The sequence below is a fragment of the Desulfoluna spongiiphila genome (genome assembly GCF_900101345.1).
Lineage (GTDB): Bacteria > Desulfobacterota > Desulfobacteria > Desulfobacterales > Desulfolunaceae > Desulfoluna > Desulfoluna spongiiphila.
In genome coordinates, this window is record NZ_FMUX01000016.1 from 1 (window position 1) to 15,716 (window position 15,716).

Sequence of the window (15,716 nt, forward strand, 5' to 3'; positions counted from 1 at the left end):
TCAGTACAGTTAATGCTCCCATTTACGTGAGTTGGACAGCAGGCAAAATAATGGGACCTGTTTTTCAAGAATTGAACAACATCTACTAATCACAGGGGCCTCTCGAAGAAAATTATTCTTTGAGAGGCTATTTTGGACAGTAGTGCTATATTTATTTTATTGGGCATAATGATGGGCACGCCTCGGGCTTAGCCCATCCTACCGGGAACCAACCATCCTTGAACCTTTATGGTCATATACTGCATCCCAAAAGCCATGCTCGGGCAACGCGTCGGAATGGAGACAAAACGTCTGCATTTACCAAAACATTCGGTGCGCACAGCGAACCCTACCATAGGACAAGGCGACAAATACCCTGATGCAGGTCGGGAGATGGGCCAGCCAGACAAAAAAAGCGCTTCCCATCCACGAAGATGAAAAGCGCTTTTTTTTATACCGTATCTTATGTGCGGGCCCTTATTCGCAAAAGGGCCCGTTTATTATGCAGACGGCTTTGTAAGCCTTTGCCCCCAGTCTACAGAAGCAGAAAGGCGAGCACCACCACAACCGTGGGAAAAAAGGCCGCCATGGCAAGCTTGCCGGGGTTCACGCCGTTTTTGAAGTACTTCTTCAAAATGGCCTGGCCCGCGGGGTTCGGGGCGTTGGCGATAACGGTCATACCGCCACCGGCAACGGCACCGGCCACCACCGCGTACTTGAGCGGATCGGTGAAGTTGGGTACCAGCGTACTCAGAAAGGTAATGGCCGCGTTGTCGTTAAACGCCGTGAGTACGGTGGCGCAGATCATCAGGGTGAGTTCACCCAGGTTGCCGAGGACAGGGGCGATCCACCATCCCTGAACGCCGCCGTGGATGACCAGACCGCCGAGGAAGAAACCAACAAGAAGTGCGGGCTTCAGGTCGATGCGGTTCTGGAAAGGCGAGGTCACCTGAGCAAAGCCCAGGAAGAAAAGCATGCCGCAGACAAACAGCGCCGGGTAGTGGGCGTTGAGAATGGTCCAGACCATGAAGAGGACATGGACGACGATCACCCAGATGGGGACGGGATCATCACGCTTGTCCCATTCGGGATCGTAGAAGTTCGCACGCTCGTTGTGGGGCATGAGGCCGGGAATGGTCTTTCGCATCTCGCGGCGCTTGATCTCTTCAAAGCGCTCGTTAAAGGCCTCCCTCACCAGTTCGGGATCGGTGCCCCTGCGTTCAATGCGTTCTGCCAGCTCCTCACGAAGCCGGGTGCGGGTCCTTTCCTTAATCCGGCTGCACGCCTCGTTGAAGGACTCGGTGAACCCAAGCTTGTTGCTGATGATGTGTTCCAGGTCGCTGAACTCCTGCTCAAGGTTTTCCCGGGTAAAATATCTTTTACCGATCTCCTCCTTGAGGCTCGTAAGCTCAAATTTTTCCTGCAGCTTATTGAACTCTTTTTTGAAAAGCAGGAAGTAGACCACGTTGGAAATCAGGATACCGGTCAAGGCTTTCCATCCGAAATTGGTCAGCATATGCATCATGCCCCAATCCCAGGGACTCGCAACCATAAGGACCGGAGGCGCCGCAAAATGGGTCAGGGTACCGCCCACGGAGATGTTCACGAACAGCAGGCCGATGGTGGCATACTTAAACTTCTCGCTGGGGTTCAGATCGTAGAATTTTGCGGAAAGAAGAAGCGCCGAGATGGTCATGGCGGCAGGCTCGGTGATGAAGGACCCAAGAAGGGGACCGAAGGTAAGGATGGTAAACCACCAGGCGATGAGGGTTCCGCCGGCAAGGTTGGCGATCTTCCACATGGCCCCTTCGGCCAGTTTCAGAATAGGCCGCGTGGAGGCCAGGGTCATGATGACCACGACGAACATGGGCTCCGTGAAATTGACCTTATGACCGAGGTAGTTCAGAAGAGTGTGCCAATCGTAAAACCCGAGAATGGACACAGCAAGGGCAATGGCCCAGATGCCGAAAATAGCCTCCACTTCCCCAAGAAAGTGAAACAGCTCGGCCCCATGGCTCACGGAATACTTATTCGCGTCCCCACGCTCAATCTTTGCCTGATGTTCATGTTCCCACTTGTGGGCTATGGCAAGAAACTTGTTGGCAACAAAGGTGTGAATGATGGCAAAGAGGAAGATGAGGCTCGCCACCAGGTTAAAGGGTTCCTCGACCACTCGGTCCTTTAGAATCTCTAAAATGCCAGAGGCATGAGCGTCCCCGTAAGAATCAAGGGCTCTCGGGAAAACATCTCCACTTGGCGCGCCATGCCCTCCCCCACTGGCGTAAACCAGTGAGGCCATAGCCACAATTCCAAGCGAAAACAAAACGATACTTAATAGCTTTCTTTTCTCCATAACATTTACTCCACGACAGACTGCGAAAATATTTCAAAAGAGGAAACAAACCTTAAACACGCCAAAGGACCGAGGGATTCTCATTGGACTATGATAATCCTCGGCTTCAAAAAGAACATGGAGCGCCTTTATAATCGCAAAAGACAGTCCATGCGTCTTGAAAATCTATTTCCTGAACCTGTAACACGTCGAGTCATACTGCTCCGGGAACGAGCACAGTGCAGAGTTACCATCACTGTCGGCAGCACCCGAAATACCAGGTGCTAAGGCTCGTGACTTATTGGAACTCTCAAGAATCTTCCAAAAAAGCAAGCCCCTTCCTGAACCTTTTTTCCCGGCCCATGAAGGACAAATACGATAAAACCTTCTGATTTCGGGAAACTCCAAAAAACGCGCCCCAATAAAAACAACGTTTCATGTCCAGATTTTAATGTTGTTTTCAGCCACCGACGACATCAAGCGCCGCCAAATCCACGAAAGGGGAAAGAAAAGCCCCGGCCGTTTACTTAAAAAAAATTGGACGGTTACATCAAAATAATTTATCTCATTCCTACGCATAGAAACACGACAAATATTCCCCGGCAGGCCACGTTTCATGCATCGACATCGGCTAACCCCGGAACAGACAACGCACAGGCGAATGTGCCATCGGGAAGCCCTGCCACGCATTCCCCCTTCCGGTTCGATGGTCACCACAGTTATTAATAAGGATGGAGCCCCCCCCCGTTGCAGCGTAATCGATGCCTGCTCTATCCTTTCTGCTGTAATAACGGCCACAGCAGGACTGCAAGGCGGCAGACATCTCACCGCTCATCATAAGACAGAACAGCTACAGTGCCATAGGGCCTGTCAACCCAAACCGCTCCTCAAGCGACGTCGAAGCCCTTGCCGGCTGATGTCGCCAGCCTTGCCCTGCAAAAGCCCGTATGTTAAGCCGTTCAATGATCACCTGGGTTCTTTTTGTCCAGAGGCTGTCCCGTCATTAAACATACGGATCGCCGCAAAAGCCAGGCCATACCGGGTGTAAAAACCAGAACGCTCTCAGGCGTCACGAAAGATTCCACTCGTTTCTCGCCATGCGGCGTTGTGATGCCGGTTGTTTATGCGTCAGTATTATGAAGGGTAATCTTTAAATGATTGAAAAGAATAGACGTTGGGTTGGAAGCTTGCAGACGGCCATAAATCAACTCAGTAAAAAAGACCGTTTAATGGTTATGCGTGAGGCGGGTGTTGGATGTTCCTCTGACATACTGGCCTTGTGTGAGAGCGTGTTGAATCATCCTGTGGGTTCTCTTGAGGATCTAATCACTGGCTGGAACACCGTCAGGGAATCGAAAAATCTTCAGGGAAAGTGGGTCATGCATGGTGATTGCATCACGGGAACGTTCCATGAATGCGGCTGCCCATTGGTTCGGTCGGGCTTTGTTCAGCTTACTCCTATTCAGTGTTTGTGCTCAAAGGGCATGATTGAAAGGGTTTTCTCACACGTCACATGTAAAAAAGCTGACGTCCATATCAAACAATCCATTGGAAACGGCGATGATATTTGTGAGTTCACGGTCATGATCCGGGACGATTGAATTTTAGGATTACATCGTCATGGTGAAGGGGGCGCACTGATACAATAACAGCACCCAAGGCCGTCCATCGATGGGTTGTTGCCAAAAAACCGGTGCAACGGTATACCGTCCGTATCCCGGTGCCCCGATGCAAGAGCAACACCCATCCTGCCACAAGGCAGATCGGGATGTTTGAGGTCACTCGGCATGAGCCACTTGGTCCCCCACCAATCCAGTCCCCGGGTCTCCCACGTATTGAACCAGAAGGCGACCTTCGGCTGCACGCAGTTCCACCATGGATTTTTGAAGCTGCACAAATCCGTCCAGCCTGTCCTCTTTGGCTTCAATGGCGTCCTCTTCTCTGTTTAACACCTCGTCGCTGTTGGTCCTGCCTGCGTTAAATCGCGCAAGAACCATTTTAAGCAGACGGTCATTGGTTTCACAGGATTTTGACAGGTACGCCAGCTGATCAAAGGCGCTGTTGACCTCACCGGTCAATGTGTGGATTAGAAAAATGAGGGTCGCGTCTTGACATTCGACAAAAAGAAAAAATGTTCAAATTCAACACCTTTATTTTGAGCAGCAACTCAATACACCCCTCATTTTCCGATCCCCCCATTGTGACGATCAACTCAAGAAACAAAAGAGCCAGACGTCTTCGACCTGAAGAATTGGTTTGCTCACTAAGCACTTGGCACAATCATTTGCCCCCAAAGGACTGTCCACCCTTCTCGCCTGCAATCGCTGCTGCAGCCAGCAAAAAAATGCTCGGAACAATTACCCCAACCTTAACTGGTGCACTGCTTCACGCCGCGATCCTGTTTCCATAATCATTCCCAATAAAATGATAATCGTAAGAACCAGCTCTCTAATCACGAAAAGCAACGAGTACTTCCGTGATAAAAGAGCTGCCTCTGATTTGTAAAATATCAAGACGTGCCCCCTTTTCACTCATCTCGCCGCCTCAATTATATTCATCAATTCTTCACGATAAACAAATTCTATTGACCTTTTCGTTTTAAAATTACAAGAGTGGCCTTGCCTACTAACCACAACATATTTTTCTTCTGGAAATTCACGCCCACACATATGCTTTAGAAGATAATACCCTGAAGATCCAATGGCCCCATAAACAGCGCTTTTATAAAGAAGTTTGGCTTGTTTTACGTTTCTTTTCTTGTATTGTAGAAACGTATTTCGTTCCGGGTCATCGGACATGGCATTCAAGTATTCTTCATACAGCCTTTCCACCAGGGGATGATCACAACGGAACTCTCCAGTGATAGCCAATGAAAGTGAGAGGTTTTGAAGGATATTCATGAGAGCATCCTGCCTGCATGCCGACACCCAACTGTACCTTCCCTTCACTTCATCTTCATAGCCATTCTCAGCCCAAACACTCTCAACATTATCCAGCCAAACGAACAATTCGTACAACTTACCCATCAACACAGGATCTTTTCGCCTTAAAGTCCCCCCGCCAAATAATTTTCCAGTATAATGACTCTGCAGAATTGAATAATAAGACGCAAGATTTGGGTATCCCAAGGCGTACTGGCGAATCATCCGCTTGTCCTGGTACTCGTTAGAGGCCATACCTTCCAGTGAAGACCAGCAGGCATCAAGCAATGTGACCATTTTGGGTTCGTATCTCTTATCCGTCACAAAATAAGGGCGGTCTTTTTTCCTTGTGTAATGGTATAAAAACCATTGATTCATCCAGACATATCTTTCCCCATCGTTTTCCGGGAGATACTTCACCCCCATCCTGTAAACAGCTTTCAAAAAAAGAGTGTATGGATAATGCATAGGATTTTCAGGATGAAGATACTGCCCCAACACCATGCGATGGTAATTAACAACCTGCCCTACCACCCAGTACTCTCTTGCCTCATAGTAGGCATTACCGTTACGCATCCATTGAGAACGCTGGTAGACATAAATCAGACTTAAAAAAGCCATGCACACAATAAAGAATTTTTTGGCCAGCTGACCATTGCGGCAGTGCCATGAGGGGCGGCTCAAAACGTCTTGCGGAGCAGGCCCTGAGCCTTGGATCCAATTCTTTTCCGCAACAGAATAGCGAGCCTTATACAAGACAGTGCGTAGCAACAAAGTTATTAGGTAGCCCAAATAGAGCATGCTCACAGTTACACACACACAACCGGCAAGAAGTAAAAGACTCACGAAAAAATGAATTCCGCCAAAATTCATACCCCGCCTTTCGATGCCCATTTAGACAATGGAAAAAAATCATTACCCGACTCTGCGATTACCTTCTGAATCATTCAAAAACGGAGCATAAACACCGGTTATTTCCTTTTAAACTCTCCCCCACCCCCCTAAAAAGACGTCAGAAAGAACTCAATGAGCCGGCGTTTACCGGTTTTTATTACCAACCCATGGAGCTACGCATCCTTCTCACCAGCAATCGCTGCTGCAGCCAGCAAAAGAATGCTAAGAACAATTACCCCGACCTTAACGGATGCAATGCTTCACGCCACGAGCCTGTTTCCATAATCATTCCCAATGAAATGGTAAACGTCAGAACCAGATCTCTAATCACGAAAATCAACGAGTACTTCCGTGATTACAGAGCTGCCTCGGAGTTGTCAAATGTCAAGACGCGACCCCTTTTCCTATGATACCGTCATAAACACTCAGATTCTCGTGAACAACTCTCTCGATCGAATTCGTTTCATTTTCTGTTGCACTCATGTCCACTCCTTTTCAATAAGAAAGTATTGATACACAAACCAGCTTCACAGATACAATGAGAGGCTTACTTTTCTCGCATTTAGCCACAGTTCTGTCAGTCAAAATGCTAAATACAAACAAAGTAGAGACTTTAAAGCTTCTTTAACACGCAACAATTCGACAGAGTATAAGTCAACACATCGGCATAAAGAGGCATTTAAGTTTTAGCAACTTTCCTTCACCAACCATAACACCATGCTTATATTTCCGCGATGCAATCAATAATTGTGATTCCAAATTGTTGGCAACCATAGCTTTACTACTTTAGTATAATCATAGGTTCCATAATCCTATCTTTAATTCAACTTTTCAATTTCTGCTTTAAAATTATATTGGAGTTCTTTTAAAGACAAACGATTGATATCCAGAATAGATCTATGGATCGGATATCCACAGTGTTTCTTCAATACATAGTCATTCAAAAAGTCTGCAGCATATGGCTTCATAGCCAACACAAAAAGGCGCTTCCTTTGTGTGCGGTTCTTAACTTTCCTTAGAGAGGATTTTGGATTAAGAATCAGGTCTTCCATAATTTCTTTATATTTGAGAACTGAGGTATCAGAACAGTCAAAAACTCCGTCTCTTATTTGTTTATAAATAATATCTCTTAATTGAAGCAACTCAACAATACTCAATGTTGCTTCTAACTTGGGATGTTGATCAATATTGACCTTCATATACTCTGAATTATTCCATGCTATCCGAATCTGGCCTGTCCATTTTGCAATCTTATTGATCCGATAGTTCAAAACCTCATCAGACAATGCGCTTTCACGAGACCCGAAGATTATCCCAATGCTATAGTTTTTATAAAGACTATAGTAAAATAACATTCTCGGGATATTCCTCATGAAATGGACTTCTTCCATTTTTTTACTTTCAAAAGAATTCGTCATACACTTATTGATCGAATACCATGACAAATCTATTAATCGAATCATATCATGAGGAGTTTTCCCGGTCCCTGATTCATCTCGAGTCAAATAAAAAGAGCGCGAATAAGTACCCACAAACCAAAGATCGACCCAAACCCCAGCCTCACCGTCATTAGCCGGTAAATATCTAACACCACGGTTAAAAATTATTTCCTGCAAAAGATTGTACGGATATAGTAATTTATTTTCAGGATGTACAAACCGTACGGTCATACTGCGGAAAGCATTGACAACTTGCCCCGCCACAAAATATTCACGCGCTATAGTATGGTGAGCGTCCTTACGTATCCATTCGTTACGTTGAGAATTATAAATTATAACATTAACGACACAAACAACGCACAACGGCCAAAAAACCATCTTTATTTTATTCTTAGAAAGAAATATTAGCCCTTGTTTTAATATTATCGGTCTGCCATATGATGGTTTATTAATGTCTTGATATTCAGATCTTCTTGCCACGCCATTGTTAATCAACGCACAAGATATAGATCTTTTAATTCGTGCATAAAAAGGCATAAAAATGGCAACACAAAGCAATCCCACCAACAGGCCCATAACAAGCAAATAAATCCATTGAATAAAAATCACTGATACCACACAGAACATGCCGCAAAGCAGATGCATTCTATCCTCACTTATTATTCAGTAAAATTTCTTACGAGGCGTATATATGACGGAGTGCCGGCTATATCAAAGTCACCATTTTTCAAGGGAAGAATATATGGGCATTGGCTTTTACCGTTGGGAGTTGACGACATAAAATCACCATTATCAATGGTATCATTAAAAATACTATATATAGCGGGATATTCTTTTCTATAATCAACAATGGATATAAGTTCTTTAATATTAGGAAGTCTCCAATCTGTATAGCCCGCATAATCAGATTCTTCACTAAATACTCTTGCATCGTGCCATTTAAATTTATTTTTTTTCTTCTCACCGGTTTTATTTTTCGAACAATCCTTTTGCCACATAAGACCGGTTGAATAATCTGTAACTGTTCCGTCTCCATTGTCTTTAAATCGTATTGTCTGATCACCGAATAGCTTCACATGCTCAAAAGCCTCGTTTTCAATACAAACTGCCCGAAAACAATAACGCACCTTTTTAAAATGGTTTAGTGCAACGCCTCTTTGGAATAAAATGCCCCAAGCAAACCGATTATCATCAACACATTCAGTGGATGACCAATAGAAAGATGAATATTGATTTTTAAAATAATCCGTATTACTCGAAGGAAATTTTTTTTCGAAATGTATGATTGAAGACAACTCCTTGAGGTTGGGAATTCGCCAATTTGAGAAACCGCCATATTTAATACTATTTAGCCAATCAACATGATCTTGCGCTTCTTCAAAGGTAAAAAAAGTATTTCGGTCATGAATGGATCCATCGGCTGTTTTAGCCTCCCAAACTCGGCCTGTTATATTATCCCTGATAAGAGCCCATTTCTCAGTAGAATCAGGGAGAGAGGCTCCTTCCGAATTTAACTTTGTATAGGAAGGCTGATTAGAATCATAATTATAATCAGCGTCTTCTTTTCCTCTCTTGGTTTTTTCGCTTAAATACTCTTTTTTAATTCCCATCATTTCGTAAAGATGCACCTCTACACCGGTATCAACGACTGGAATGACATAATAATCAGGGCCTTCGGCTTTCTCTTGTCGACACGAACAGATAGATAAAAAAAATATGACCATCGACAATTTCACAATTCTATTCATTTGATTTTACTCATTTTTTCGATATGATTCATTAAAGATTAGTTAGCAGTAGCGGGTCAAATAAAAAACCTTAAAAACCACAACACTCAATTAGCCAAAACACTGCTATTCCGTTTAATAGGACTTCCCATTACCTTTCCTTCAAACTCTCATCCAGCCCCCTTAAAAAGGGAGTCAGAAAAAACTCAATAACCCGGCGTTTGCCGGTTTTTACTTCGGCCGTGACACTCATGTCTGGAGAAAGGCGCACCGGTCTCCCCTCGACCTGAACATGTTGCTTCTCCATCGAGACCTTGACTGGAAAGAGGATCCGGCCGTCTTCAAACTCCTCTGCGTCCATGGAGATATGCCTCACGGTGCCTTCGATCATGCCGAATTTGGTGTAAGGGAAGCTGTCCACTTTGACCTTCACGGCCTGGCCGTTCTTGATGAACCCAATATCCTTGTTTTCCACCATGGCTTCCACTTCGAGGCGCGTATCCTCTGGCACAATGGTCAAGAGAGGCACAGCGGGTTGCACCACGGCCCCGACGGTATGGACCTGGAGTTGCTGGACGATGCCTGCCACAGGGGCTGTGAGGATAAAATTCTTTTCCCGTTCCCGGGCTTTGACAATGGCCGGACGAAGCCTGGCGGCCCGGGCGCGGGCTTCGGTGAGTTCGGTAAGGCGATCGGAGAGAAAGGATTCACAAAATGAGGTTTTTCGTTTCTCCAGGGCGCTGATTTCAGCCATGCACCGGTTGATGGTGCTCTCTTCAACGGCCAGCTGCTCGCGGGTATTGACCAGTGTCTCTTTGCTCCGCAGCCACTCCATATGATCGATCAGCCGGGCGTCCTCAAGTTTACGGTTCACCTGCTCCTCTTCCAGATACAGCGGCAGAAGGGTTGCGAGCTTTTTGACACGGGCGCGGGCTGAGACGGTTTCAGCTTGATAGGTTTTAATCTGCTCTTTGTAGTCGTCCACCTGGGCTGTATACTGTCCCACCTGGCGATTGCACAGCACCTGGTGCAGACGAATCTCCTCTTCGGGGATCCCGTCTGAAAACGCAACCTGTCTCACGGCCTCCCTTAGGCCGGTGCTGCGGACCGGAAGGCCTGACCTCAATGCTTTAAGCACCTCTTCGGCCCGACAGCTGATGAGGAGGTCTTGAAGATATTCCTGGGTTACCTGCTCCAGGTCACTGGTACGTTCCGTGGGGTCCAGCCGGATCAGCTCCTGGCCATTTTCCACATATTGCCCCTCTTCCACGAGGATACTTTCCACCTTGGCCATGTCCAGGCTCTCTACCTTTTTGATATGTCCCAGGGGAATTAATTTGCCCCGGGCAACGGCTTCGATGTTCATCCTGCCGAAAATGCAGAGAAGCAACACAAGGACAAAAAGCGCGCACAAGCTCAAGGCCACCGCTCGACCCGCCGGTGAGACCGGGATTTCAACGGCAGCGGGCAGGAACTCCACCTCAAACCCTTCCCGAGGAGTCTGCTCTTTCTCTTTTTCCAGGCGAACCGCCTCCCTGAAAATACGGATCCAGCTCATCATGCTGCTTTTCCTCCGCTCTCCTGTCGTTTCCAGAGTTCAGAATAGCGACCGCCACGGACCAGGAGTTCGCTGTGGGTGCCGGATTCGATGAGCCGTCCATTTTCCATGGTGATAATGCGATCCGCATGCCTTACGGCCGTCAGGCGATGAGCAATGATAAGGACGGTGCGTCCCCGTGCGATATGCTTCATGTTGTTCTGGATAATCTCTTCGGACTCGTAATCCAGGGCCGAGGTGGCTTCGTCAAAAATCAGCAGGCGAGGGTTGGTGGAGAGGGCCCGTGCAATGGCGATGCGCTGCCGCTGTCCTCCGGACAGGCTGGAGCCCCTTTCTTCCACCAAGGTGTCGTAGCCACAGGGAAGTTCCAGAATAAACTCATGGGCCCCTGCCAGCTGTGCAGCCTGGATCACGCGTTCCATGGGCATGCCGGGATCGGCCAGGGCGATGTTGTCTCGAATGCTTCGGTTAAACAGGGTGTTCTCCTGGAGAACCACGCCGATTTGCCTGCGAAGCCAGGAGGGATCGAGAAGGGAAATATCCTGGCCATCCAGGAGTACCCGCCCGTGCTCCGGCATGTAAAGTCGCTGGACCAGCTTTGTCAGGGTGGACTTGCCTGAACCAGAGCGACCCACAATACCGATGGTCTGGCCCGGAGTGACTAATAGGGAAAGGTCATCCACAGCCAGTGGGCTCTTCGGGGTGTACCGAAAAGAGACGTTTACAAGATCGATCTTACCGGTGAGGGGCGGCATGCCCGGGCGATCCAGCTTTACACTGGATTCAGGGGGCGAATTGAGTACATCCCCAAGGCGGTCCAGGGAGATACGAAACTGCTGAAAGTCCTGCCAGAGTTGAGCGAGGCGAAGAATGGGTTGTGCGACCTGGCCGGAGAGCATGTTGAAGGCGATGAGCCCGCCGATGGTAAGTTCGCCACCGATGACGAGCTTGGCCCCGGTAAAAAGAAGCAGGGCACCCACCACCTTGCTGATCAACTGAACCGACTGGCTGCCGAAGATACCCAGCACATTCCGGCTCACCGATGCGCCGACGTACCCGGCAAGATTGTCTTCCCAGACGTTTCGCATCTGCGGTTCCACGGCCATGGACTTGATGGTCTCCATCCCCACGACCGCTTCGGTGAGAAAGGACTGATTCAAGGCGCCGCGCTGAAAGGTCTCTTCGGTGCGGGCCCTCAAGGACGGGGTAATCAAAAGAGAGAGGATGACATAAAAAGGAATGGATCCCAAAACAATCCAGGTAAGAAGGGGGCTGTAGACAAACATCACGGCGATAAACACAACGCTGAAGATGAGATCCAGCACTACCGTCAAGGCGTTGCCTGTCAAAAAGGAACGAATGGTCTCCAGCTCCCGAACCCTTGCCACCACCTGACCGGCCTGGCGCGTGCTGAAATAAGCCAGGGGCAGCCGCAACAGGTGATCAAAAAGCCGGGCCCCGAGTTCCACATCGATTTTGCTGGTGGTGTGGCTGAAAATAAAGGAGCGCAGCCCCCCTAAGATGTACTCAAAAAGGTGGATGATCACTAACCCGGCAAGTACCACATGGAGGGTGCTGAACGCCTGATGCACGAGCACCTTGTCCATGACCACCTGGAAGAGTAAAGGCATCACCAGGCCGAAGAGCTGAAGAAAAAGGGAGGCGATAAGGACTTCACCGAAAATTTTGCGGTACTTTGCAACGGAAGGGATAAACCAGGTGAGATCAAACCGCCTCTCTCCCCCGGCGATTCGAGAGCGACTGGTGATAAGGACCGCGGTCCCGTCCCAGATTTGCCAGAGCGCTTCTTCGGAGAGGGTCTCCGGCCGTTGGCCCGGCCTGTGGATCAGGGCTTCGCCGTCCTTTGCACCCCCGAAAATAAAAAACCGCGACTGCGTGTCGCGGCATATAAACGGGGGATTGAATTTTGAAAGCCTGTCCTGCTTTATCGTGACAACCTTTGCCTTAAGCTTGAGCCTCTTGGCGGCCCTCACGAGGGTATCGGTACCAAACGAACTCCCGGAAGCCGCAAACTCATGTTTGATCGCTTCCGGACTCACCGGTTTCTTCATAAATGCAAGCATCATGCAAAAAGCCATGACCGCTTCGTCACTATAAGAAAGCTCCTGCTCTGCACCTGCAGGCGATTTAAACTCTGTGGGCCCGGGCACCACGCCTGAACCTTTGTTTTTTTCCTTCGCAGCCCCATCATGCTTCGGGCTTACACTGGCAACCTGAACCTTCACATCATCCACGACACATGACTCCCGACAATACATAACCCTGATATTTCATGAGAAGACAGTCGATATAAAGCTATTAAATGTCATCACAGATAGTTATCGAGTAAAATTGAGGCATTTCAAAAAATGCAAAATGTAATTGACCGTTTTTTGCTTGATTTTCTCTCCCTTCAAGGGAACCGAGTGCGCGTTATCAGAGCTTTGAGGTAAACCACTACATCTGCAGCTCTGAGGCCTTGGATTATGGGTGCACTCGGCTCGAAAAATATCCGGGCTAAAACAGTCACAGCACGATCAACATGCGGCCTGTACCTGAATACCTGGAAATATCGAATTATCGATTTACATGCAGGCCCTTATCTGGCCTGTCATATGACTGATATCAAAACGAGGGATCTATCGGGCATGTCGCTTAAAGGCTGAAAACGCGACACGTATAACGAATTTCATCGCATCGGCAAGGCCAATGAGTCTCCCCGATGGTTAAATGGATGTGTGTAAAGCCATGGACTTGCCTTGGCCAATCAACAGACTCGCCACATTAATTCGCAGATTATGATATTTCTGAATTCGTACCGGTATGCAGGGCAAGTCTGAGGCTGCCAAAAATCGTCACTGGCAGAGCACGGCGAGGCACAACACGATGCGGACACAAAAATAAGGCATTTCATGGTGTCACTCTGGTGATAGAACACGGGAAGATAGATATCATCCGTCCTCCCCGGGGTATGGCAAGAGAAGACCTAAAATTGTCCCCAAACCTTGGCATGGCTAAGGTTATTTTTTCATCGATATAGTCATTGAATTTGTATTCAAAGGAAGACCCATAACGGCAAGTAAGAATTGCTTTTGTGGTTATGGACCATTATAGACATAATGAATTATCTCATCAGGAACGTAAAAGAAAATGTACTTAATACCGATTCCTCTTTGGCAAAATCACAATAAACAGCGTTCAACCACATTGTCAACACTTATCTACATAGAAAACTATTCTACATTCAATATTTCACTTACAGGTTCCCCCAAAGCTGTACATTGCGAATCTCGAAATTCCTGAATTCAATCCATAGGAACGCAGCAATAAAATAAATCGTCGTGCTATACTCACTCCATCGTCAACACCATCACGGCAATGAAACTTCCTGCAACGGAGGCCATATTGGGACTGGAAAATCGGTGCGCACGGCTCACACTACCGCATCTCGTTGCCCAGCAGAAAAAACGACAACCATACCGACACAGGGGAGAAGACGATGCCACCGGTTCTTCACCCCACTGCAGGCTTTATAGATGATAGACAAATGGGGCGATGAGGGTGTTTGCTATGGAGCCCTTTATTGTCGCATTAACTCAACGCCATGCGTTCCGCGTGAATTGTAGGATGGTCAAAGGTAATGCCGTACCCACCGGGCTCTCGCGCAACCGATTACGCAGGAGCAAAGTATCGAGCACTCGATATACTGCTGTTTTTGTATGCTTTATTCGTGCAACAAACCTTACCTTTTCTGCCCGGCAAACCGATCCAGAAGATTCCGGGCTGCGTGGCCGGGGAAAAGATCCCCTTTTTCGACCCCCGCCACCGTTTCCTCCATAAGGGACGCCACCATGGGGGCATGCCTAAACCGATCCATGAGCCCTTCTTCCACCAGTTCCCAGAACCAGGCCACTTGCTGTTTTTTTCTTCGTTCAAAAAGGGTCCCGGAGGCCCTGTCAGCGTCATACAATTCAAAGAGGCTGCCCAACAGGTACTCCAGCCCTTCTCCGTCAAGGGCGCTGGTGGTGACAACGGGCACATGGCGATCAAGGCGGAACAGGCCCAAGGCGTTTTCATAGGCTTTGCGGGCCCTTTCCGCGGGCTCCCGATTCTCACCGTCGGCCTTGGTGATGGCCACGACATCGGCCAGCTCCATGATGCCCCGCTTGATTCCCTGGAGTTCGTCACCGGCCCCTGCCAGCATCAGAAGAAGAAAAAAATCAACCATGCCTTTGACGGCGGTCTCGGACTGCCCCACCCCCACCGTCTCCACGAGGATGACGTCAAACCCTGCCGCTTCACAGGCCACCATGGCCTCCCGGGTCCGTGCGGCCACACCGCCCAGGGTTCCCCCCGAAGGAGAGGGGCGGACAAAGGCCTCCGTCCGTCGTGACAACTCCTCCATACGGGTCTTGTCCCCCATGATGCTCCCCCGGCTCAGACGACTTGAGGGATCCACGGCCAGCACCGCCACCCGATGCCCCCGCTCAACCAGATGAAGTCCCATTCCTTCGATAAGGGTGGATTTTCCCACACCCGGAACCCCGGTGATCCCCAGGCGCAGGGCGTTGCCCCCATGGGGGGCCAGGCCTTGCAAAACCTCGGCGGCCAACCGGAGGTGGTCGGGGTTCCGACTCTCGAACAGGGTGATGGTCCGGGCAAGGACACGGCGGTTTCCGGCAAGGACGCCCTGGATGAGATAATCTGGAGGATGAGGGAAACAAGACATGGGATAGTGAGTAGTAAGGGGTGAATGGTTAATTGAGGCCAAGGGCTAAGGTAAAAAACGCACGTCTCCGCTTTCGACACGTCGTAGCGTCAAGAAAAAACCAACATCCATGGAAGCACCGTGATGTGTAGGGTGCA

Annotated in this window: 9 protein-coding genes; 1 reads left to right on the forward strand and 8 read right to left on the reverse strand. The window is 48.5% G+C overall.

Annotation, left to right across the window (positions count from 1 at the left end; all coding sequences use genetic code 11):
• Positions 1–514: 514 nt before the first annotated feature.
• Positions 515–2,152, reverse strand: coding sequence for a putative Na+/H+ antiporter (locus tag BLQ12_RS18670; protein ID WP_226860196.1), 1,638 nt, complete (start codon positions 2,150–2,152; stop codon positions 515–517).
• A 1,313-nt stretch (positions 2,153–3,465) separates the two neighbouring features.
• On the opposite strand from BLQ12_RS18670, the gene BLQ12_RS18675 reads away from it, so the two are divergent.
• On the forward strand, positions 3,466–3,912 hold the full coding sequence (locus BLQ12_RS18675; RefSeq protein WP_092212910.1) for a DUF6144 family protein: 447 nt from the start codon (positions 3,466–3,468) through the stop codon (positions 3,910–3,912).
• Positions 3,913–4,089: 177 nt separating this feature from the next.
• On the opposite strand, the gene BLQ12_RS18680 is transcribed toward BLQ12_RS18675, so the two are convergent.
• The 7 genes from BLQ12_RS18680 to meaB form a co-directional block, all read right to left on the reverse strand.
• Entirely contained in the window at positions 4,090–4,308 is a 219-nt protein-coding gene (locus BLQ12_RS18680; RefSeq protein ID WP_139164032.1) for a hypothetical protein, read from the reverse strand.
• Between the two features lie 534 nt (positions 4,309–4,842).
• On the reverse strand, positions 4,843–6,105 hold the full coding sequence (locus BLQ12_RS18685; protein WP_092212914.1) for a hypothetical protein: 1,263 nt from the start codon (positions 6,103–6,105) through the stop codon (positions 4,843–4,845).
• An 839-nt stretch (positions 6,106–6,944) separates the two neighbouring features.
• Positions 6,945–8,210, reverse strand: coding sequence for a hypothetical protein (locus tag BLQ12_RS18690; protein WP_092212916.1), 1,266 nt, complete (start codon positions 8,208–8,210; stop codon positions 6,945–6,947).
• Between the two features lie 14 nt (positions 8,211–8,224).
• Positions 8,225–9,313 carry an Lcl C-terminal domain-containing protein gene (locus tag BLQ12_RS18695; protein WP_092212918.1) on the reverse strand — a complete coding sequence of 363 codons (1,089 nt, stop codon included), beginning with the start codon at positions 9,311–9,313 and terminating at the stop codon, positions 8,225–8,227.
• Between the two features lie 130 nt (positions 9,314–9,443).
• Positions 9,444–10,853 (reverse strand): HlyD family type I secretion periplasmic adaptor subunit, encoded by a 1,410-nt coding sequence (locus BLQ12_RS18700; protein WP_092212920.1) that lies wholly within the window; start codon positions 10,851–10,853, stop codon positions 9,444–9,446.
• A complete protein-coding gene (locus tag BLQ12_RS18705) occupies positions 10,850–13,129 on the reverse strand; it encodes a type I secretion system permease/ATPase (protein ID WP_092212922.1) in 2,280 nt (759 codons plus the stop codon). The genes BLQ12_RS18700 and BLQ12_RS18705 overlap by 4 nt, the downstream gene beginning before the upstream one ends.
• A 1,463-nt stretch (positions 13,130–14,592) precedes the next feature.
• On the reverse strand, positions 14,593–15,579 hold the full coding sequence (gene meaB, locus BLQ12_RS18710; RefSeq protein WP_092212924.1) for a methylmalonyl Co-A mutase-associated GTPase MeaB: 987 nt from the start codon (positions 15,577–15,579) through the stop codon (positions 14,593–14,595).
• Positions 15,580–15,716 lie beyond the last annotated feature (137 nt).

Coding starts and splice junctions, on each gene's coding strand:
- BLQ12_RS18675 (WP_092212910.1), top strand. CDS start 3,466: ATGATTGAAAAGAATAGACGTTGGGTTGGAAGCTTGCAGACGGCCATA.
- BLQ12_RS18680 (WP_139164032.1), bottom strand. CDS start 4,308: ATGGTTCTTGCGCGATTTAACGCAGGCAGGACCAACAGCGACGAGGTG.
- BLQ12_RS18685 (WP_092212914.1), bottom strand. CDS start 6,105: ATGAATTTTGGCGGAATTCATTTTTTCGTGAGTCTTTTACTTCTTGCC.
- BLQ12_RS18690 (WP_092212916.1), bottom strand. CDS start 8,210: ATGCATCTGCTTTGCGGCATGTTCTGTGTGGTATCAGTGATTTTTATT.
- BLQ12_RS18695 (WP_092212918.1), bottom strand. CDS start 9,313: ATGAATAGAATTGTGAAATTGTCGATGGTCATATTTTTTTTATCTATC.
- BLQ12_RS18700 (WP_092212920.1), bottom strand. CDS start 10,853: ATGATGAGCTGGATCCGTATTTTCAGGGAGGCGGTTCGCCTGGAAAAA.
- BLQ12_RS18705 (WP_092212922.1), bottom strand. CDS start 13,129: ATGTATTGTCGGGAGTCATGTGTCGTGGATGATGTGAAGGTTCAGGTT.
- meaB (WP_092212924.1), bottom strand. CDS start 15,579: ATGTCTTGTTTCCCTCATCCTCCAGATTATCTCATCCAGGGCGTCCTT.